At 70.8% G+C, this 19,542-nt stretch carries 15 protein-coding genes, 5 tRNA genes and 3 pseudogenes; 12 read left to right on the top strand and 11 right to left on the bottom strand.

The features are described from left to right. Positions 1-53 precede the first annotated feature (53 nt). The 8 genes and pseudogenes from Q3Y56_RS25435 to Q3Y56_RS25470 form a co-directional block, all read right to left on the bottom strand. A complete protein-coding gene (locus Q3Y56_RS25435; RefSeq protein ID WP_304464148.1) occupies positions 54-632 on the bottom strand; it encodes an ATP/GTP-binding protein in 579 nt (192 codons plus the stop codon). Beyond that, positions 613-1,125 carry a DUF742 domain-containing protein gene (locus tag Q3Y56_RS25440; RefSeq protein WP_304465794.1) on the bottom strand — a complete coding sequence of 171 codons (513 nt, stop codon included), beginning with the start codon at positions 1,123-1,125 and terminating at the stop codon, positions 613-615. The genes Q3Y56_RS25435 and Q3Y56_RS25440 overlap by 20 nt, the downstream gene beginning before the upstream one ends. A 150-nt stretch (positions 1,126-1,275) precedes the next feature. Continuing rightward, entirely contained in the window at positions 1,276-1,749 is a 474-nt protein-coding gene (locus Q3Y56_RS25445) for a roadblock/LC7 domain-containing protein (RefSeq protein WP_369696799.1), read from the bottom strand. Further along, positions 1,700-4,778, bottom strand: a pseudogene (locus Q3Y56_RS25450) (nitrate- and nitrite sensing domain-containing protein). Before Q3Y56_RS25450 ends, Q3Y56_RS25445 begins: the two are co-directional and overlap by 50 nt. Positions 4,779-5,092: 314 nt before the next feature. Then, a complete protein-coding gene (locus tag Q3Y56_RS25455; protein ID WP_304464149.1) occupies positions 5,093-5,674 on the bottom strand; it encodes an ATP/GTP-binding protein in 582 nt (193 codons plus the stop codon). After that, on the bottom strand, positions 5,655-6,068 hold the full coding sequence (locus tag Q3Y56_RS25460; RefSeq protein WP_304465795.1) for a DUF742 domain-containing protein: 414 nt from the start codon (positions 6,066-6,068) through the stop codon (positions 5,655-5,657). The genes Q3Y56_RS25455 and Q3Y56_RS25460 overlap by 20 nt, the downstream gene beginning before the upstream one ends. 113 nt (positions 6,069-6,181) lie before the next feature. Then, the gene (locus tag Q3Y56_RS25465; protein WP_304465796.1) at positions 6,182-6,595 is read right to left on the bottom strand and encodes a roadblock/LC7 domain-containing protein; all 414 of its coding nucleotides are present in this window, start codon (positions 6,593-6,595) and stop codon (positions 6,182-6,184) included. Positions 6,596-6,604: 9 nt separating this feature from the next. Next, positions 6,605-10,434 (bottom strand): annotated as a pseudogene (locus Q3Y56_RS25470) (nitrate- and nitrite sensing domain-containing protein). Positions 10,435-11,089: 655 nt separating this feature from the next. On the opposite strand from Q3Y56_RS25470, the gene Q3Y56_RS25475 reads away from it, so the two are divergent. From Q3Y56_RS25475 to Q3Y56_RS25510, 8 genes are all read left to right on the top strand, one after another. After that, positions 11,090-11,263 (top strand): hypothetical protein, encoded by a 174-nt coding sequence (locus tag Q3Y56_RS25475; RefSeq protein WP_304464150.1) that lies wholly within the window; start codon positions 11,090-11,092, stop codon positions 11,261-11,263. Positions 11,264-11,385: 122 nt separating this feature from the next. Then, positions 11,386-12,168 carry a fumarylacetoacetate hydrolase family protein gene (locus tag Q3Y56_RS25480; RefSeq protein WP_304464151.1) on the top strand — a complete coding sequence of 261 codons (783 nt, stop codon included), beginning with the start codon at positions 11,386-11,388 and terminating at the stop codon, positions 12,166-12,168. Continuing rightward, complete coding sequence (gene gltX, locus Q3Y56_RS25485; RefSeq protein WP_304464152.1) at positions 12,161-13,639, top strand: glutamate--tRNA ligase; 1,479 nt, start codon at positions 12,161-12,163, stop codon at positions 13,637-13,639. Before Q3Y56_RS25480 ends, gltX begins: the two co-directional genes overlap by 8 nt. 132 nt (positions 13,640-13,771) lie before the next feature. Beyond that, a tRNA-Gln gene (locus tag Q3Y56_RS25490) sits at positions 13,772-13,843 on the top strand. A gap of 42 nt (positions 13,844-13,885) precedes the next feature. Further along, a tRNA-Glu gene (locus Q3Y56_RS25495) sits at positions 13,886-13,958 on the top strand. 35 nt (positions 13,959-13,993) lie between these two features. Beyond that, positions 13,994-14,066 (top strand) — tRNA-Glu (locus tag Q3Y56_RS25500). Positions 14,067-14,082: 16 nt separating this feature from the next. Then, positions 14,083-14,154 (top strand) — tRNA-Gln (locus Q3Y56_RS25505). 19 nt (positions 14,155-14,173) lie between these two features. Next, a tRNA-Glu gene (locus Q3Y56_RS25510) sits at positions 14,174-14,246 on the top strand. 47 nt (positions 14,247-14,293) lie between these two features. Here the strand turns inward: Q3Y56_RS25510 and ndgR are convergent. Next, positions 14,294-15,010: an IclR family transcriptional regulator NdgR gene (gene ndgR, locus Q3Y56_RS25515; RefSeq protein ID WP_304464153.1), complete on the bottom strand. Its 717-nt coding sequence runs from the start codon at positions 15,008-15,010 to the stop codon at positions 14,294-14,296. A 139-nt stretch (positions 15,011-15,149) separates the two neighbouring features. Here ndgR and leuC point away from each other — a divergent pair, with 139 nt between their 5' ends. The 4 genes from leuC (at position 15,150) to Q3Y56_RS25535 (ending at position 18,312) form a co-directional block, all read left to right on the top strand. Beyond that, positions 15,150-16,583: a 3-isopropylmalate dehydratase large subunit gene (leuC, locus tag Q3Y56_RS25520; protein WP_304464154.1), complete on the top strand. Its 1,434-nt coding sequence runs from the start codon at positions 15,150-15,152 to the stop codon at positions 16,581-16,583. Positions 16,584-16,588: 5 nt separating this feature from the next. Continuing rightward, positions 16,589-17,182: a 3-isopropylmalate dehydratase small subunit gene (gene leuD / locus Q3Y56_RS25525; RefSeq protein ID WP_304464155.1), complete on the top strand. Its 594-nt coding sequence runs from the start codon at positions 16,589-16,591 to the stop codon at positions 17,180-17,182. 126 nt (positions 17,183-17,308) lie between these two features. Beyond that, on the top strand, positions 17,309-17,554 hold the full coding sequence (locus tag Q3Y56_RS25530) for a hypothetical protein (RefSeq protein ID WP_304464156.1): 246 nt from the start codon (positions 17,309-17,311) through the stop codon (positions 17,552-17,554). A 125-nt stretch (positions 17,555-17,679) separates the two neighbouring features. Next, the gene (locus Q3Y56_RS25535) at positions 17,680-18,312 is read left to right on the top strand and encodes an HU family DNA-binding protein (RefSeq protein WP_304464157.1); all 633 of its coding nucleotides are present in this window, start codon (positions 17,680-17,682) and stop codon (positions 18,310-18,312) included. A 107-nt stretch (positions 18,313-18,419) separates the two neighbouring features. Here Q3Y56_RS25535 and Q3Y56_RS25540 read toward each other — a convergent pair whose 3' ends face one another. Then, positions 18,420-18,623 (bottom strand): hypothetical protein, encoded by a 204-nt coding sequence (locus Q3Y56_RS25540; RefSeq protein ID WP_304464158.1) that lies wholly within the window; start codon positions 18,621-18,623, stop codon positions 18,420-18,422. Between the two features lie 85 nt (positions 18,624-18,708). Beyond that, positions 18,709-19,364 (bottom strand): annotated as a pseudogene (cofC, locus tag Q3Y56_RS25545) (2-phospho-L-lactate guanylyltransferase). Positions 19,365-19,542 lie beyond the last annotated feature (178 nt).

Here is a 19,542-nt window from a genome sequence, read left to right on the forward strand (position 1 = left end):
GCCGGAAGGGCTGGCCTCAGGCCAGCCCTTCCGGCATTTCGTGCTGTGGAGCCCTACCGCAGCCGGGCCATGAGCGCGTGCTCGACCAGGGTGATCAGCGCGCTCTTGGCCTCGTTCCGGGTCCGGGCGTCGGTGGTGATGATCGGCGCGTCGGGGCCGATCTGGAGCGCCTCGCGGACCTCTTCGGGAGTGTACGGCTGGTGCCCGTCGAAGCCGTTGAGGGCGATGACGAAGGGCAGGCCGCTGTTCTCGAAGTAGTCGACGGCGGGGAAGCAGTCGGCCAGGCGGCGGGTGTCGACCAGGACGACGGCGCCGATGGCACCGCGGACCAGGTCGTCCCACATGAACCAGAACCGGTCCTGACCCGGTGTACCGAACAGGTACAGGATCAGGTCCTGGTCGAGCGTGATGCGGCCGAAGTCCATCGCCACGGTGGTCGTGGTCTTGTCGGGCGCGTGCGTCAGGTCGTCGATTCCCGCCGAGGCCGAGGTCATCACGGCTTCGGTGCGCAGCGGATTGATCTCCGAGACCGCGCCGACGAACGTGGTCTTGCCCACGCCGAAGCCGCCCGCCACCACGATCTTCGCGGAGGTGGTGGAGCGAGCTGCATCGCTAGAGCTTGCGAAGTCCACTGAGCACCCTTTCGAGCAGTGTCACGTCAGGCTGGCCGCCGGCGGTCTCGTCGCCGCCGGGCTGATGGATGGCGACGAGCCCGGCCTCCGCCAAGTCGGCGACGAGGATCCGGGCGACGCCCAGGGGAATCGCCAAGAGCGCGGAGATCTCGGCGACCGACTTGATCTCCCGGCACAGCTGGCAGATCCGCTGGTGCTCGGGCAACTGGCCCTGCAACCGGGAGGGATCGGCCGTGGTGTGCACCAGTGCCTCGATGGCGAGCTGGTAGCGGGGCCGGGTCCGGCCCCCCGTCATGGCGTACGGACGCACCAGCGGGTTGTTGGCGCCGGTGGGAGCCGGCTCGGGGGTCTGCTTCCGCGGCTGCACCGGCTGGATGCGCGGCGCCCGCGGAGGCTGGTACTGCGGGTCATAGCCCGGCTGCGGCCGCCCCTGGGGCGGCGTCTGCTGCGGCTGCCGCTGGCTGGGTGTGGAGGGGAAGTTGAACCGCTTCAGCGGAGCGTCGTGCTGCGGCTCCGGCCGCGGCCCACGCTCGTACGGGTAACCGCCATGGGGCGTTTCCACGGTTCCTCCTCCAACTCGCCTGTTTGCCTGTCGCGCCATCGCACCCTATGGCGCGATGGCGCGAATTGCATCGTTTCTCTGCTAGTTGAGAAGGCTGCCTTGCAGTTCCGCGCGCAGGTCGGGGGTGAGGACTCCGCCGGCGCGGTCGACGAGGAGGGCCATCTCGTAGCCGACGAGGCCGATGTCGCACTCGGGGTGGGCGAGGACGGCGAGGGAGGATCCGTCGGAGATGGACATGATGAAGAGGAAGCCGCGTTCCATCTCCACGACGGTCTGGTTGACCGATCCGCCTTCGAAGATGCGGGAGGCTCCGGCGGTCAGCGAGGTCAGGCCGGAGGCGACGGCCGCCAGCTGATCGGCGCGGTCGCGGGGGAAGCCTTCGGACATCGCGAGGAGGAGTCCGTCGGCGGAGACCACGACCGTGTGGGACACCCCGGGGGTGTTGTCCACGAAGTTCGTGATCAACCAGTTCAGGTTCTGCGCCGCCTGGCTCATCGGGCTCACACTAACGCTCCTGATCGTAGGTGCTGCCGGGGCCGAAGCCCTGTTGGTCATGCTGGTCTTGCGAGGTGCTGCTGTCGGGCCCCGCGTTCCGCGCCTGCTGGACGCCGCGCCGCAGGTTCGCCAACCTGCCGCGGACATCCTCCGGAGCCCGGGAGACCTGCGGGCCGCCCTGCGGGGACTGTGCGGCCGAACCCTCCACGAGATTGGCCTTGGGCACCCGTCGGGGCAGTCCGGAGGAGGTGACCCCGCCGGCCTTCGGCTCACGGAGCTGCTCGGCACGCTGCCAGCGCTCGTCGTTCGCCGAGACCCAGCCGGGACCGTCCTCGCGCGCAGCCCGCGGGCCCGGCGAAGCCTGCGGCCGGGGCTGCTGCTCCGGCGCCTGCTCCGGGACCGCGCCCGCCGCGTCCGGCGTCCCCCCTCCGGCGACCACTGCTTGGCACGCCGCGGCAGACCCGCGTCGGTCACCGAGGCAGCGCTGCTCGAAGTGGGGCCCGGACGGTGGAACTCTACGCGCTCCGAAGCGACTTCGGGAACGCTGGGCGAGGATTCCGCTTCCGTACCGTACGTGGACTCATACGGAGCCTGGTACGAACCGGACGCATCCCACCCGCCCTGCTCCACGGGGGAGTTGTAGTCGGCGTACGGCTGCTGCTGGTGCTGCTGCGGCTCCTGGTGCTCCGCTTCCGGATAGCCCGTCTGGCGGTACGTCTGGGCCTCCAGGGCGGCACGCCGCCCGCCACGGGCCAGCGACCGCTCGATCGGGTCCACACCGCCCGCGCGGCCGGCGTTCCGATCGGGCGCCTGCCCGGACGGCTCGCCGTATCCGGAGCCGCCGAACCCGGAGTCACCGTAAGGGGACTCGTCGAAGGGGGACTCCTGGAAGCCCAGCTCGGCGGCGGTCCGCAGACCGGGACCGGACTGCATGGGCTGGGGCTGCTCCGGCACGATCCGGGAGACCGTGAAGTCGCCCTCGGGCAGCTCCTCGCCGCCACCACCGTGGGTGATCGCGTCCGGCAGCATGACCAGCGACGTGGTGCCCGCCTGCTCGCCCGACGGGCGCAGCTGGACCCGGATGCCGTGTCTGTCGGCCAGTCGGCCGACCACGAACAGGCCCATGCGCTGGGAGATCGCGGCGTCCACCGTCGGCGGATTGGCCAGCTTGTGGTTGATGTCCGCGAAGTCCTCGGCGGTCAGGCCGATGCCCTTGTCGTGGATCTCGACCATCACGCGGCCGTCGGGCAGCCGGGTCGCGGCGACCCGCACCTTGGTCTGCGGCGAGGAGAACGTGGTGGCGTTCTCCAGCAGCTCGGAGAGCAGGTGCACGAGGTCGGTGACGGCCTGGCCGTGGATCTCGCTCTCCGGGACCCCGGTGATCTCGATGCGCTCGTAGTTCTCCACCTCGGAGGAGGCGGCGCGCAGCACGTCGACCAGCGGCACCGGCTGGTTCCAGCGGCGGCCTGGCTCCTCGCCCGCGAGAATCAGCAGGTTCTCGCCGTTACGCCGCATACGGGTCGCCAGGTGGTCCAGCCTGAAGAGGTTCTCCAGCTGGTCCGGGTCGGCCTCGTTGTTCTCCAGGTGCGTGATGAGCTCCAGCTGGCGCTCGATGAGCCCCTGGTTGCGGCTGGAGAGGTTGGTGAAGATCGCGTTGACGTTGCCTCGCAGCAGCGCCTGCTCGGCGGCCAGCCGGATCGCCTCGCGGTGCACCTGGTCGAAGGCGCGGGCCACCTCGCCGATCTCGTCCCGGGTGGTGATCGGGATCGGCTGGACCCGGGTGTCGATCCGGCCCGGGTCGGTCCGCGACAACTGGTCGACCAGGTCCGGCAGCCGCTGCTCGGCCACCTCGAAGGCGGCGGCGCGCAGCTGCCGCATGCTGCGGCTCATGGAGCGGGCCATCATGCCCGCGATGACGAACGCCGTGAGCAGCGCGATCAGCACGATCGCGGAGTTGACAATCGCGTCCCGCTTGGCGTCGGCCGAGATCTGCGCGGCCTCGTCCACGGCCTTGTCGGTCATCTCCTGCTCTACCTGGCGGTAGGCGTCGAACTTGGCCGTCGCGGCGTCGAACCAGGTGTCGGGCGTGATGCCCTTGGCCGCGAGCTGGCTCGGCGACTGGCCGGAGGCGATCTCCTGGAGCATCCGCTCCATGGACGGCGGAGTGGTGAACTTCTCGCCCTTGCCCTCGGCTATCCGCTTGCGCTCGCCGACCAGCCGCGCGCCCTCCTTCTTGGCGTCGACCACGGCGTCGTCCAGCCGGGCCACGTCCTGCGGCAGACCGCCGGAGGTGAACTCGTCCAGCGCGATGCGCTCCAGGTACGCGTACGAGGCGAGGGCGGTCAGCTGCGCCTTGCGGTCGATGGCACGCGGGCCGGGCTTGACCAGCAGATGGGTGCCGATGGCGCGCTGAAGCGATTCAGCGGCCTTGGCCAGCGAGATCGCGTACACCGTGCGGCCGTAGGAGGTGATGTTGCCGGTGCCCAGACCGAGCTCGTTCGCGAACTCCATCAGCGGGTGCTGGATGGCGACGTAGCCCTCTTCGGTCTTCACACCGGGCAGCCGGGGGGTGTACGCGCCCCGGCGCAGCGCGTCCAGCTGCGGCTCGGCCGACTGGAACGCCTTCAGGCGGCGCTTGAGGCCACCGGTGTCCGGCATGTCCTCGACCCGCTTGTGGAACTCGTCGGCGGCGGCGTCGGTGGCCGCCCGCGCCTTCTTCACCTCGGTGTCGTCGCCGCCGGGGGACAGCAGCGGCTTGGCGGACAGGTCACGCTCGTTGACCAGCGCCAGGCCGTAGGCGCTCGCGGCCCGCACCAGCCGGGCGGTGCGCTCGGCGTCCTGGGCCTCGCTCCACGTGGTGAGGGAGGACTCGACCCGGAAGCCGCCGAAGACGAGGGCGACAAGCACGGGGATGAGCAGAATCGCGTTCAGCCGCGTGGGTACCCGCCAGTTGCGGGGGAGAGCCGGCCTGGGCTCCCGGCGGGAGCGGCGGGCGTCTCGGGCACATCGGCAGGCGCCTCCGCCGCACGCGGCGGAGGGGTGAAGTTCCCCCGCGCCTGCTGCGCGGAGTCGGGCTTGCTTCGCCTCACTCGACCAACAACCTCTCGGCGTCGGCACCTGATGTCGTGCCGTTCTCAACTGAGCTTTACTACTCAGTTCACGAATTCCAGCACGTCAGGCGGGCGCATTCCAAACACTGCGCAAAGTGTGACAACGACTGCGGGGCGCACAGAAAAAGGGGACATTAAGAGCGAGCCGCAGCAAATGCAAGGCCCCGGAAACGCATACCGAAGTCGGGTGTGCGCACAGCGTATTCGCCGCGGGATTTTTCTCTGTCGAAATGTTATGAAGCCCCAGGCGGCCGTGTCCGATGACACAGCACGCCCGGGGGCCGTCGCGACGGCTACTTCAAGCGGGCCATGAGCGCGTGCTCGACCAGGGTGATCAGCGCGCTCTTGGCCTCGCTGCGGGCCCGGGCGTCGGTGGTGATGATCGGGGTGTCCGGACCGATCTGGAGCGCCTCGCGGACCTCTTCGGGGGTGTACGGCTGGTGCCCCTCGAAGCCGTTGAGGGCGATGACGAAGGGCAGGCCGCTGTTCTCGAAGTAGTCGACGGCGGGGAAGCAGTCGGCCAGGCGGCGGGTGTCGACCAGGACGACGGCGCCGATGGCACCGCGGACCAGGTCGTCCCACATGAACCAGAACCGGTCCTGACCCGGCGTACCGAACAGGTACAGGATCAGATCGTCGTCCAGCGTGATGCGGCCGAAGTCCATCGCCACGGTCGTCGTGGTCTTGTCCTGGACGTGGCTGAGATCGTCGATTCCCGCCGAGGCCGAGGTCATCACGGCTTCGGTGCGCAGCGGGTTGATCTCGGAGACCGCGCCGACGAACGTGGTCTTGCCGACGCCGAAGCCGCCCGCCACCACGATCTTCGCGGAGGTGGTGGAGCGGGCCGTAGCGCCGTTAGAGCTTGCGAAGTCCACTGAGCACCCTTTCCAGCAGTGTCACGTCCGGAGTGCCGCCCGCTTCCGAGCTGCCACCGGGCTGATGGATCGCCACCATGCCGGCCTCCGCGAGGTCGGCCACCAGGATCCGCGCCACACCGAGCGGAATGCTCAGCAGCGCGGAGACCTCCGCGACCGACTTGACCTCCCGGCACAGATGGCAGATGCGCTGGTGCTCGGGAAGCAGCCCCTGCAGGTGGACAGGGTCGGCCGTGGTGCTCACCAGCGCCTCGATGGCGAGCTGGTACCGCGGCCGGGTACGGCCTCCGGTCATGGCATACGGACGTACCAGGGGCTGGTCGCCTTCGCCCCCGTACGGCGAATGGTGATGGCCGCCGTACGGGCCGGGCGAGGCGGGGGCGGGGTCATGGATCCTCCGGTCGGGACAGCAGATGACGGTGGTGCCGTCGGTCGGTGCCGGTGGGGGGCATCCGGCCGGGTGGCCGGACGCGACGGACAAGGGCAGGTCGGTTGCGGATCGGGTGGTCAGCCGAGAAGGCTGCCTTGCAGTTCCGCGCGCAGGTCGGGGGTGAGGACTCCGCCGGCGCGGTCGACGAGGAGGGCCATCTCGTAGCCGACGAGGCCGATGTCGCACTCGGGGTGGGCGAGGACGGCGAGGGAGGATCCGTCGGAGATGGACATGATGAAGAGGAAGCCGCGTTCCATCTCCACGACGGTCTGGTTGACCGATCCGCCTTCGAAGATGCGGGAGGCTCCGGCGGTCAGCGAGGTCAGGCCGGAGGCGACGGCCGCCAGCTGATCGGCGCGGTCGCGGGGGAAGCCTTCGGACATCGCGAGGAGGAGTCCGTCGGCGGAGACCACGACCGTGTGGGACACCCCGGGGGTGTTGTCCACGAAGTTCGTGATCAACCAGTTCAGATTCTGCGCCGCCTGGCTCATCGGGCTCAACTAACGCTCCTGCTGGTAAGTCGGGCCAATGCCGCGATCGTTATTGCCGTCATTTCCGGTACCGGCCTGACGGCCCTGCTGGATGCCCCGGCGCAGGTTGGTCAGGCGGCCGCGTACCTCGTCGGGCGCGCGCGAAACCTGGGGACCGGTCTGCTGGGGCTGCTGCTGGGCGGTGCCCTCCACGAGATTCGCGCGGGGGACACGGCGGGGCAAGCCGGACGACGTCACACCGCCGGCGGCGGGCTCGCGCACCTGCTCGGCACGGCGCCACCGCTCGTCGTTCGGCGACGTACGCCACGCGGGCGGGGCGCCTGCGGGGCCGTTGCCGCCGGCACCCTGGGGCGCCGGCCGCGGCTCGCGGCCCTGGGTGGGCGGCACGCTCGGGCGGCCGGCCCGGGGGCGGCGTCGCGGCGGCCCTGACCGCCGGCTCCGCCGCTGTGCGGGCCGCTGAACCAGTTGGACTCGATGGTGTCGAAGATCGGCGTACGGCCGTCACCCGGACCGGCCGGGGGCAGCGAGGACGGATCGTCGGCGGGCAGGCCGTTCGGCGCGGCGGACGGCCGCGGGAACTCGCCGGTGTCACCGGGACCCCGCCCGGCACCGCCCTGCGGACCGCCGACGCCGACACCCGGGCCGCCCTGCGGCAGGTACCCGCCGGAGCCGGTACCGGTCCGCGGACCGCCGAGCCGGGGCTGCGGGAACTGCCCGGTGTCACCCGGGCCCTGCCCGACCTCGGGGCGCGCGAACTGGCCCGTGTCGCCGGGGCCCTGGCCGAGCCGAGGCTGGGGGAACTGGCCGGTGTCGGAAGGACCTGACGGGACCCGGTGGTTGCCGGTGGTCTCACCGAACTGCGGCCGCGGGAACTGCCCGGTGTCACCCGGACCCTGGCCCAGCTCGGGACGGGCGAACTGGCCCGTGTCGCCGGGCCCTGGCCGAGGTCCGGGCGGGCGAACTGACCTGTGTCGCCGGGGCCCTGGCCGAGGTCCGGGCGGGCGAACTGGCCCGTGTCCGCCGGACCGCCCTGCCGCTCGCCGCCGAGCCGGGGCTGCGGGAACTGCCCGGTGTCACCCGGGCCCTGCCCGAGCTCGGGGCGCGCGAACTGGCCCGTGTCGCCGGGGCCCTGGCCGAGCTCGGAGCGGGCGAACTGCCCGGTGCTGCCCGAGTCGCGGTCGCGACCGCTCTCCGGCCGGGAGAACGGGGACGGCGCGTCGGCCTCGTCGTGGCCGCGCGGCGCGTCCGCCGCGTCACGCTGCGGCGTGGGCCAGTCGTCCTCGCCCGCCGCGGCGCGGCGCGCACCCCAGCTGGTGCCGGGCTGCTGCGCGCCCGGCAGTTCCGGCGCGGCACCGCGCTGCGGAAGCTGCGGACGGTCGGCCGGGTCGGCAGGCTCCTCCGTACGGCCCGGGGCACCGGTCGGCGGGGCCACGGACGCGGACTCGCCGCCGCGCACCGGGAGCGAGGGTCGGCCACCGGCGGCACCGGTCGCGCCCTGGGCGTCACCGAAGGGCCGGCCCGACTCGAACAGGCTCCCACCGGTCGGCGCACCGCTCCGGCCGCCGTTCGGCGCACCCGAGCCGCCGCCCACCGGGCGCTGGGGGAGGCCGCTGCCGGGCAGCGCGGGCCGCGCCGCGGAACCGGGGACCTGGCGCCGAGACGGGGCGGAGCCGAGCAGTCCGGCGCCGCCGCCCGTGCCGCCCGCGACGGGCGCGCCGGGACCCGAGGGCACCCCGGGCTTGCCGCCTGCCGCCGCACCCGGCTTCTTGCCGCCCTGGGCGACGTCCACCGGAAGCATGACCAGGGCCGTGGTGCCGCCCGAGTCGGACGGCCGCAGCTGGATCCGGATGCCGTGCCGCAGGGACAGGCGGCCGACCACGAACAGACCCATCCGGCGGGACACCGAGACGTCCACGGTGGGCGGGCTGGCCAGCCGCTCGTTGATCGCGGCCAGGTCCTCGGGGACAGGCCGATACCGGTGTCGTGGATCTCCACCAGCACGCGGCCGTCGGGCAGCGCGTGACCGGTGACCTTGACCTTGGTCTGCGGGGAGGAGAACGAGGTGGCGTTCTCCAGCAGCTCGGCGAGCAGGTGCACGAGGTCGTTGACCACGCGGCCGGCGACCTCGGTGGCCGGGACCGCGCTGAGTTCGATGCGCTCGTACTGCTCCACCTCGGACGCGGCGGCACGCAGCACGTCGACCAGCGGCACCGGCCGCGTCCAGCGGCGCCCCGGCTCCTCACCCGCGAGAACCAGCAGGTTCTCGCCGTTCCGGCGCATACGGGTCGCCAGGTGGTCCAGCTTGAACAGCGACGAGAGCTGGTCCGGGTCCGCCTCGCGGGACTCCAGCTCGGAGATCAGCGACAGCTGGCGCTGGATGAGGCCCTGGCTACGGCGCGAGAGGTTGGTGAACATCGCGTTGACGTTGCCCCGCAGCAGCGCCTGCTCGGCGGCCAGTCGGACCGCCTCGCGGTGGACGTCGTCGAAGGCCGCGGCCACCTTTCCGATCTCGTCCCGGCTGTGCACACCGACGGACTCCACCGAGGTGTCGACGTCCTGCGGGTCGGACTCGGACAGCTGCTTGACGAGCTCGGGCAGCCGCTTCTGGGCGACTTCCTGCGCGGTGTCCTGCAGCCGGCGCAGCGAGCGCACCATCGAGCGGGCCACGACGAACGCGCCGACCAGCGAGACGCCGAGCACCAGCAGGATCAGCGCACCGTTGAGCCACGCCTCCTGCTCCGCGTCGTCGCGCAGCTCGCGCGCCTTCTGCTCCATCTCGGTCAGCAGCGTCCGCTCGATCTTCGACATCTCCGTCAGCTTGATCGAGTCCTGGTCGTACCAGTCCAGGTAGCTGCGGTCCTCGGAGGTGATGCCGTTGGGGTCGCGCATCACGCGCTCCGCGTACTTGTTCGCGGAGGTGATGTCGGGCCGGCCGCCGTCCAGCGGCGCCAGCAGGACGGAGGCGGACTCCGGCCCGCGGATGTCGGTGAACCGCCCCAGCGCGTCGTCCTCCTTCTCCAGCGCGGACTTGCCGAACCGGAGGTCGTTGGGGACAGCCGCGGGCCCTTGGGGTTGGCCAGCCCGGCGCTGATGATCGCGCGCTGCATGGACGCGTACTCCTTGGCGTAGGAGAACGTCGCCAGCGCACGCGTCTTCTGGATCATGTCGCGGTTGCTGGTGGCCTGCGCCATGTCCTGGGAGAGCGCCAGCAGCGAGGTGATGAGTTCGTTGTAGCTCTGGACGGTCTGCGCGACGTACTCGCGGTCGCCGTACGCGTCGTCCCGGAGCGCGCGGATCTTGTCCAGCTGCTGGTTGATGTCGACCAGCGTGGACTGCACGCCGATCATCGTGGAGTCGCCCTGGTCGACGTCCTCGGTGGCGCGCTTGAACGCCGAGATGGCGCGGGTGGTCTTCTCCCGCGTGGAGACGACGCGGTCGTCCTTCTCGTTGCCGCCCCCGGCCAGCGGGCCCGCCGACTTGTCGCGCTCCTCCTGGAGCGCGTCGGCGAGCTGGGTGGCCTGCTGCGTCATCTCGGTGAGCAGCTTCATGTGGTCCAGCTGCTCGATGTTGTCCAGCGAGTAGTCGATACGCAGCGCGCCCAGGGTCGTCGCGGCGACCACGGGGAGCGCGAGCAGCGAGACGAGTCGGGTGCTGATGCGCCAGTTGCGCAGGGCTATTCGGCGGCCGGGCCCCGTGGGGCCCTTCGGCCGCGGACGGTCGGTGCCGTCGGCGCCGCCCGGGACGCTCGGCTGGGGGCCGGAGCCGGGCTCGGAGCCATGATCGCCCGGCGTCTGACCGGAGCTCTGGACGCGCTGGGGCGAGGAGCCGCGGTCAGTCACCCCGCGCGGCTCCGGTTCCGCCGAAGCTTCCCCTATGCCCCGGGGGGCCTGGGGAGACCCCTTGTCATCCCTCTTGAAACGTCCCTGCACTAGCGTCGCAACCTCTGGACCAGGCGTCCCGCCGGTGGTTCGGCGGAACGGTGTCGTCGATGGGAACCGCGGCCCCCGTAGCGGTCGTGAGTGACCGGCGCGCACACCTTTCGTGTCGAGAGGAGCCCCCGCCGCGTGGCACCTCGTCGTGCTGCGCCCCCTGCGCGCCGGTTGATTCTTACGGCGGTTCGAGGAATTCCAGCACAGGGCCGGAGGCTCCAACAAGGGCGTCGTGTCACCCAGTGAGACGGTTAACCCTGCGTGGGTGTTGCATTACGGGACGTAGAAAGCCGCATCGGTGATAACGGACTTATCCAGGCGAAATCCGTGTGGGCGCCTGGTGTCCCGGTAGTCATGGTCGAGAGCGGAACGTCGGCTTCCGTTACGGAATGTCCGTTTCTACTGTGCGGGTCGAGTGTCCCTTTTGTGGCATTTAGTGGCGCGCTCGTGAGCAAACTCACATGATGATCGCGACTTCTTGCCCCGATTGGTGGGCATGGGCGCGTCTAGCCTGACGCTTGACATAAGCGGCCCAAATGACAAGACGCACCGGGAGTCGACGCACGTGAAGACGACGATGATGTTCCGCACCATAGCCAACCCGCGGCGCACCACGCTGGCGCACCTGAAGGACGCCGACGAACTGGCCGTGCCCGAGCAGCCGGAGCACCCCGTCGACCTTCCCACCGCGACCGCCAACCCCAGGCGCACGGTCCTGATGGAGGCGCCCACCGCCTGAGCCGGTCCCCCCGCGGGCGCCGCGGGGGCACGCCCATCCACAGGCGGGCGCACGCTGTCAAGGGGAGCGATAGCCTTCAGGCGTCAGTCTCCTGTCAGCTCAGTGAAGGGCGCGAGCTTCCCGTGCGCATCGCCAGATTCTCCCTCGACGGCAACGTCGCCTACGGCGTCGTCGAAGGGGACGCCCATACCCAGGGCGGCCCCGTCATCGACATCATCAAGGGCATTCCCTACGGCGATTTCGAACGCTCGGGCACGAAGATCCCGCTGGACAAGGTCCGGCTGCTCTCTCCGGTCCTGCCCAACAAGATCGTCGCGATCGGCCGTAACTACGCCGAACACGCCGCCGAGCTGGGCAACGACGTCCCCGACGTCCCCGTCGCCTTCTTCAAGCCCGCCACCTCGGTGATCGGCCCCGGCGACCCCATCGCGTACCCCTCGTTCTCCGAAGAGGTCCACCACGAGGCCGAGCTGGCCGTGGTCATCGGCCGGATGTGCCGGGAAGTACCGCGCGAGCGCGTCAAGGACGTGATCCTCGGCTACACCTGCGCCAACGACGTCACCGCGCGCGATGTGCAGCGCCGCGAGCAGCAGTGGGCCAGGGCCAAGGGCTTCGACACCTCCTGCCCGCTGGGCCCCTGGGTGGAGACCGACCTCGACCCGCACAACCTCGGCATCATGTGCACCGTCAACGGCCAACAGCGCCAGCTGGGCCGTACGAGCGACATGGTGCGCTCGGTCGAGGACCTGATCGTGCACATCACCGAGGCGATGACGCTGCTTCCCGGCGACGTCGTCCTCACCGGCACCCCCGCGGGTGTCGGACCCCTGGTCGTCGGCGACGAGGTCGCCGTCACCATCGAAGGCATCGGCACTCTCACCAACAAGGTGATCAAGCGTGGCTAACGGACCTGTCCGCGTACGTTTCTGTCCCTCCCCGACCGGCAACCCGCACGTGGGTCTGGTCCGCACCGCCCTGTTCAACTGGGCCTACGCCCGCCACACCGGCGGCACCCTGGTCTTCCGCATCGAGGACACCGACGCGGCCCGGGACTCCGAGGAGTCCTACCGCCAGCTCCTGGACTCGTTCCACTGGCTGGGCTTCGACTGGGACGAGGGCCCCGAGGTCGGCGGCCCGCACGCCCCGTACCGCCAGTCCCAGCGCATGGACATCTACAAGGACATCGCGGCCAAGCTCCTGGACGGCGGTCACGCCTACCGCTGCTACTGCACCACCGAGGAGCTCGACGCCCGCCGCGAGGCCGCCCGCGCCGCCGGGAAGCCCTCCGGGTACGACGGCCAGTGCCGCGTCCTGACCGCCGAGCAGGCGGCCGCGTACGAGGCCGAGGGCCGTCCCGCGATCGTCCGCTTCCGGATGCCCGACGAGGCGATCACCTTCACGGACCTGGTCCGCGGCGAGGTGACCGTCACGCCGGAGAACGTCTCGGACTACGGCATCATCCGTGCCAACGGCGCCCCGCTCTACACGCTCGTCAACCCGATCGACGACGCTCTGATGGAGATCACCCACGTCCTGCGCGGCGAGGACCTGCTCTCCTCCACCCCGCGCCAGATCGCGCTCTACCGGGCATTGATCGAGCTGGGTGTGGCCAAGCGGGTCCCGGAGTTCGGCCACCTTCCGTACGTGATGGGCGAGGGCAACAAGAAGCTCTCCAAGCGCGACCCGCAGGCCTCGCTCAACCTCTACCGCGAGCGCGGCTTCCTGCCCGAGGGGCTGCTCAACTACCTCTCGCTGCTCGGCTGGTCCTTCTCCGCGGACCGCGACCTCTTCACGGTCGCCGAGCTGATCGAGAAGTTCGACATCGCGGACGTGAACGCCAACCCGGCCCGCTTCGACCTGAAGAAGGCCGAGGCGATCAACGCCGACCACATCCGCATGCTCGATGTGAAGGCCTTCACCGAGGCCTGTGAGCCCTGGCTGCGGGCCCCGCACGCCAACTGGGACCCGGAGGACTTCGACCGGGCCGCGTGGGAGGCCATCGCCCCGCACGCGCAGACCCGCCTGACCGTCCTGTCCGACATCACGGCCAACGTCGACTTCCTGTTCCGCAAGGAGCCGGTCGAGGACGAGGCGTCGTGGGCCAAGGCCATGAAGGGCGACCCGGCCGCCCTGCTGACCACCGCCCGCGCCAAGCTGGAGGCGGCGGACTGGTCGAGCGCGGAGTCCCTCAAGGAGGCCGTCCTGGCCGCCGGCGAGGAGCACGGCCTCAAGCTCGGCAAGGCGCAGGCCCCGGTCCGCGTCGCCGTCACCGGCCGTACGGTCGGACTGCCGCTGTTCGAGTCCCTGGAGGTCCTGGGCCGCGAGCGCACGCTGGCGCGGATCGACGCGGCGCTGGCCAAGCTGGCCGCCGCCTGACGCGGCCAGCGGTTACCCGTTTTGGTGGCCCGTCCACCATCGGGTAATGTTCTTCCTGCGCCGCCCGGGCGGGCCGAAAGGCCGGAACGGGAAGCGCAGCCAAACAAAACCCCACAGGGGGTTGCGTTTTGGTGGGGTATGGTGTAATTGGCAGCACGAGTGATTCTGGTTCACTTAGTCTAGGTTCGAGTCCTGGTACCCCAGCAGGAAATCTTCATCGCATGATTTCCTGTCCAGCAGGACCAAGCCCCCGTTGTGTAGCGGCCTAGCACGCTGCCCTCTCAAGGCAGTAGCGCCGGTTCGAATCCGGTCGGGGGTACTGATCTCGGAACTCATGTAGACGAGATCGCTAGAGCCCCCGTTGTGTAGCGGCCTAGCACGCCGCCCTCTCAAGGCGGTAGCGCCGGTTCGAATCCGGTCGGGGGTACTGGTCTATACCACCATGGGCTATGGTGTAATTGGCAGCACGAGTGATTCTGGTTCATTTAGTCTAGGTTCGAGTCCTGGTAGCCCAGCTGGATCATTCTGATCCACGCCCCCGTTGTGTAGCGGCCTAGCACGCCGCCCTCTCAAGGCGGTAGCGCCGGTTCGAATCCGGTCGGGGGTACACATCAGGGAAGGCCCTCCACTTCGGTGGAGGGCCTTCTCCGTTTCTCACCCCGTGCGGCGCAGGGCCTCGGACAGGCGGGCGGCCGCGTCGATGACCGCCTGGGCGTGCATCCGGCCCGGGTGCCGGGTCAGCCGCTCGATCGGCCCGGAGACCGACACCGCGGCCACCACGCGGTTGGACGGGCCGCGCACGGGCGCGGAGACCGATGCCACGCCCGGCTCCCGCTCACCGATCGACTGGGCCCAGCCGCGCCGCCGTACGCCCGACAGGGCCGTCGCCGTGAAGCGGGCGCCCTGCAGGCCGCGGTGCAGCCGCTCCGGCTCCTCCCAGGCCATCAGCACCTGCGCCGCGGAGCCGGCCTTCATCGGCAGCGTGGAGCCGACGGGCACGGTGTCGCGCAGGCCGGACAGCCGCTCGGCCGCCGCCACGCAGATCCGCATGTCGCCCTGGCGCCGGTAGAGCTGCGCGCTCTCCCCGGTGACGTCGCGTAGGTGCGTGAGTACGGGGCCGGCCGTGGCGAGCAGCCGGTCCTCGCCGGCCGCCGCGGCCAGCTCCGCCAGCCGCGGGCCGAGTATGAAGCGGCCCTGCATGTCGCGCGCCACCATCCGGTGGTGTTCGAGCGCGACCGCGAGCCGGTGCGCCGTGGGGCGCGCGAGTCCGGTGGCTCCGACCAGCCCCGCGAGGGTGGCCGGACCGGACTCCAGAGCGCTCAGCACCAGTGCTGCCTTGTCGAGAACGCCGACGCCGCTAGAGTTGTCCATGCAACGATACTTGCGTCTCACACTGTGAAACGCAAGTTCAATTTTCCGGCGGAACCGCCACTCTGTAATTGCGGCCCGGGACCAGGGCCCGCAGTCCACACGAGTTGGGCCGGCGACGTTGCCGGCCGGAGGGAAAGCGATGGGACGGACACTCGCGGAGAAGGTCTGGGACGACCACGTCGTCCGGCGCGCCGAAGGCGAGCCCGACCTGCTCTTCATCGATCTGCACCTGCTGCACGAGGTGACCAGCCCGCAGGCTTTCGACGGCCTCCGCAAGGCCGGGCGCCCGGTGCGGCGCACCGACCTCACCATCGCGACCGAGGACCACAACACCCCGACCATCGACATCGACAAGCCCATCGCGGACCCCGTCTCGCGGGCCCAGTTGGAGACGCTGCGCAAGAACTGCGCGGAGTTCGGTGTCCGGCTGCATCCGCTCGGTGACGTGGAGCAGGGCGTCGTCCACGTGGTGGGACCGCAGCTGGGCCTGACCCAGCCGGGCACCACCGTGGTCTGCGGCGACAGCCACACCTCCACGCACGGCGCCTTCGGCGCGCTGGCGTTCGGCATCGGCACCAGCCAGGTCGAGCACGTGCTGGCCACCCAGACGCTGCCGCTGGCGCCCTTCAAGACCATGGCGATCACCGTCGAGGGCGAGCTGCCCGAGGGCGTCACCGCCAAGGACCTGATCCTGGCGATCATCGCGAAGATCGGCACCGGCGGCGGCCAGGGCTACGTCATCGAGTACCGCGGCTCCGCCATCGAGAAGCTGTCGATGGAAGCCCGGATGACCGTGTGCAACATGTCCATCGAGGCGGGCGCGCGGGCGGGCATGATCGCCCCCGACGAGACCACCTTCGCCTACCTCAAGGGCCGCCCGCACGCCCCCGAGGGCGCCGACTGGGACGCCGCCGTCGACTACTGGCGCACGCTGCGCACCGACGACGACGCCGTCTTCGACCACGAGGTCGTCATCGACGCCGCCGCGCTGTCCCCGTTCGTCACCTGGGGCACCAACCCCGGGCAGGGCGCCCCGCTGTCGGCGTCGGTCCCCGACCCCGCCTCGTACACCGACCCCAGCGAGCGGCACGCCGCCGAGAAGGCCCTGGAATACATGGGCCTGACGGCGGGTCAGCCGCTGCGGGACATCGGTGTCGACACGGTCTTCGTGGGCTCCTGCACCAACGGCCGGATCGAGGACCTGCGCTCCGCCGCCGAGGTGCTGCAGGGCCGTTCCGTCGCCGAGGGCGTACGGATGCTGGTCGTACCCGGCTCGGTACGGGTCGCCCTCCAGGCCGTCGAGGAGGGGCTGGACAAGGTGTTCACCGCGGCCGGCGCCGAATGGCGGCACGCGGGCTGCTCGATGTGCCTGGGCATGAACCCCGACCAGCTCGCCCCCGGCGAGCGGTCGGCGTCCACCTCCAACCGCAACTTCGAGGGCCGGCAGGGCAAGGGCGGCCGGACCCATCTGGTCTCGCCGCAGGTCGCCGCCGCCACCGCGGTCCTCGGCCACCTGGCCTCGCCCGCCGATCTGACCGACCTCTCTGCCGTCCCCGCGCCCGCCGGAGTCTGATCACCATGGAAGCCTTCACCACGCACACCGGCCGGGCCGTACCGCTGCGCCGCAGCAACGTCGACACCGACCAGATCATTCCCGCGCACTGGCTCAAGAAGGTCACCCGCGACGGCTTCGAGGACGGTCTGTTCGAGGCCTGGCGCAAGAACCCGGACTTCGTGCTGAACCAGGACGCGTACCAGGGCGCGACGGTCCTGGTCGCCGGTCCCGACTTCGGCACCGGCTCCTCCCGCGAGCACGCGGTGTGGGCGCTGCAGAACTACGGCTTCAAGGCCGTCATCTCCGCGCGCTTCGCCGATATCTTCCGGGGGAACTCGCTCAAGAACGGCCTGCTGACCGTCGTCCTGCCGCAGGAGACCGTGGACCGGCTGTGGGAGCTGGTCGAGGCCGACCCGACCACCGAGGTCACCGTCGACCTCGTCGACCGCCAGGTTCGCGCCGAGGGGATCACGGCTGATTTCGATCTTGACGAAAACGCCCGATGGAGGCTGCTGGAGGGGCTGGACGACATCAGCCTGACCCTCAGGCAGGAGGCCGACATCGCCGCGTACGAGGCCCGCCGACCCGCCTTCAAGCCCAGCACGGTTGGGGGCTGAGCACCCCCGGTTCTCCTTGCGCAGAGCGCGTTTGACACGATGCGTCGCCGGTCCACCGACCGGCGGCGCATCGGCGTGTTGAGGCCCCATGAGGCGACAACTCGCCGCAGATGGCACAATCAGCGCATGGAACGCGACGGCCAACTCGAGCTCTACAGGGTCGTCGCCGACCGGCTGAAAGAAGCGCACGCAAGGGTGCGCGCACTGCAAGTCCCGGAGGGCGTACGGATGGCGCTGTCCCGGAAGCTGCTGGTCATCACGGCCGCGGCGAAGCACGATCTCGCGGACGCCGCGCGGCGTCTGGACCGGTTGATGGACGACCTCGACGCGGGTCGTCTCCCCGAAGACCCCGACGGCGACGGAAGTCCGTGACGGTCGAGTTCGTTGCGGCACAAGGGTGATTAGCCCGTTTCGTGTTTGATTTGCGGTATATATCTGCCTAACGTGCGAAAAAGCTTGAACACATTCGTTCCGGCTATGTCTCCGAAGGGGAAGACGTGAACAAGGCGCAGCTCGTAGAAGCGATTGCCGACAAGCTCGGTGGTCGGCAGAACGCCGCCGAGGCCGTCGACGCGGTCCTGGACGCCATCGTCCGCGCGGTCGTCGCGGGGGATCGGGTTTCGGTCACCGGTTTCGGCTCGTTCGAGAAGGTCGACCGTCCGGCTCGTTACGCCCGTAACCCGCAGACGGGGGAGCGGGTCCGGGTCAAGAAGACCTCGGTGCCCCGCTTCCGCGCCGGGCAGGGCTTCAAGGACCTGGTGAGCGGCTCGAAGAAGCTGCCGAAGGGCGGCGAGGTCGCCGTCAAGAAGGCGCCCAAGGGCAGCCTGCAGGCCGCCGCCAAGAAGGCCGCGGCCAAGAAGGCGGTCGCGAAGAAGGCCGCACCCGCGAAGAAGGCGGCCGTCGCGAAGAAGGCGGCGCCCGCGAAGAAGGCGGCGGTGAAGAAGACCACCGCGGCGAAGAAGGCGGCACCGGTGAAGGCCGCGGCGAAGAAGGCGGCACCGGCGAAGAAGGCCGCGGCGGCGGCCAAGAAGGCGGCGCCCGCGAAGAAGGCCGTGGCGAAGAAGGCCCCGGCGAAGAAGGCCACCACCCGCAAGACCACCGCCAAGAAGGCCACGGCCCGGAAGAAGTAACCGCGGTCAACGGCAGCGTCACGCGCCGGGCCGGACTCCCTCGGGAGTCCGGCCCGCGGTGTGTTCGGCGGCCTTCCGCGGGCCGCTCAGAGCCTCTGCGGGGTGATTCAGAACGTCTGCAGGGTGATGAGGACGACCCGGCGGTCCGCGCCCTCGCCGTCCACCTCGATCCGCACCCGCTGCCCGGGCCGCAGCAGCCGCAGCCCGCCCGCGTCGAACGCCGCCGCGTCGAACGGGAGCGGGGTGCCGTCGTCGAGCAGCACGCTGCCGGCGCGGGTCTCGGGGTCGTACGTGAACGCGGTTGCCTGCATACCCGCAGCGTAGCCCTCGCCGCGCGGGCCGCCTCCACAGCCATCCGGCGCCCCGGGCGGCCCCTCCGAGGGCGCCGTGGATCCGTCAGTGCGGGGCGACGCCGGCCGTCGGGGGCGGGCAGGCAGCGGCCCCCGCCAGGAGCGCCGCAGTGTGCGGGCCCACGCCCAGGCGCAGCGCCGCCCGCAGATCCTCGCCCGTGTCCACGTCCTGCCGCACGCTGGCCACGTCGGGCAGTTCGATCTCCCATGCCCCGAGGCCCGGTGCCGGGCGCGGGACGGGCCGCCGAAGGCCGGGGCCAGCTCCACCCCGGCCGCGGCCGCCAGCAGCGTGGTGCCGATCCCCGCCGCGTCGGCGAGAAAGGCCCGGGGCGCGGCGGCCGCGGCGTCCAGCACCCGGTCCAGCTCCTCGGCCCGCAGCGCGGGCAGATCGGCGTTCAGCGCCGCCACGGCCGCGCCGGGCCGTTCCGTACGCGCCGTGTGCGCCCCGTGGGTCAGGGCCGCGTTCAGGCCCGGCGCGTCCGGTACCACGCGCGCGCCCAGCGCTCCCAGCGCACGCCCGGCGCACGGATCATCGGTGACGACCACCACACCCCGGACGCCCTGGCATGCCAGCACCGCGGCCACCGTGTCCTGCGCGAAGGCGAGTGCGAACGCCGGGCGGCGCGCGTCCGGCACGGCGGCGGCGAGCCTGCTCTTCGCCCGTGACAAGGGCTTCAGTGGCACCACCACGGTCCATGCCACACGCGTTCCCTTTCCTCCCACGACGCACATTCTCACCCGCCGCCGCACCCGCCCGGCACTTACTCCCGCAACCCGCGGGGATACGGTGTCCTCGACAGACCGGGTACCTGGGGCGACACTTGTGCGGCTGCCCGGACGGCAGCAAGCAGCAGGTCAGCAGGGTCCGAGAGAGGTGTTC

Origin of the sequence: Streptomyces sp. XD-27 (assembly GCF_030553055.1) — a bacterium.
Classification (GTDB): Bacteria; Actinomycetota; Actinomycetes; order Streptomycetales; family Streptomycetaceae; genus Streptomyces.

Coding starts and splice junctions, on each gene's coding strand:
- Q3Y56_RS25445 (WP_369696799.1), bottom strand. CDS start 1,749: ATGACCAACAGGGCTTCGGCCCCGGCAGCACCTACGATCAGGAGCGTT.
- Q3Y56_RS25540 (WP_304464158.1), bottom strand. CDS start 18,623: ATGCAGGCAACCGCGTTCACGTACGACCCCGAGACCCGCGCCGGCAGC.
- ndgR (WP_304464153.1), bottom strand. CDS start 15,010: ATGGACAACTCTAGCGGCGTCGGCGTTCTCGACAAGGCAGCACTGGTG.
- Q3Y56_RS25465 (WP_304465796.1), bottom strand. CDS start 6,595: ATGAGCCAGGCGGCGCAGAATCTGAACTGGTTGATCACGAACTTCGTG.
- leuD (WP_304464155.1), top strand. CDS start 16,589: ATGGAAGCCTTCACCACGCACACCGGCCGGGCCGTACCGCTGCGCCGC.
- leuC (WP_304464154.1), top strand. CDS start 15,150: ATGGGACGGACACTCGCGGAGAAGGTCTGGGACGACCACGTCGTCCGG.
- Q3Y56_RS25530 (WP_304464156.1), top strand. CDS start 17,309: ATGGAACGCGACGGCCAACTCGAGCTCTACAGGGTCGTCGCCGACCGG.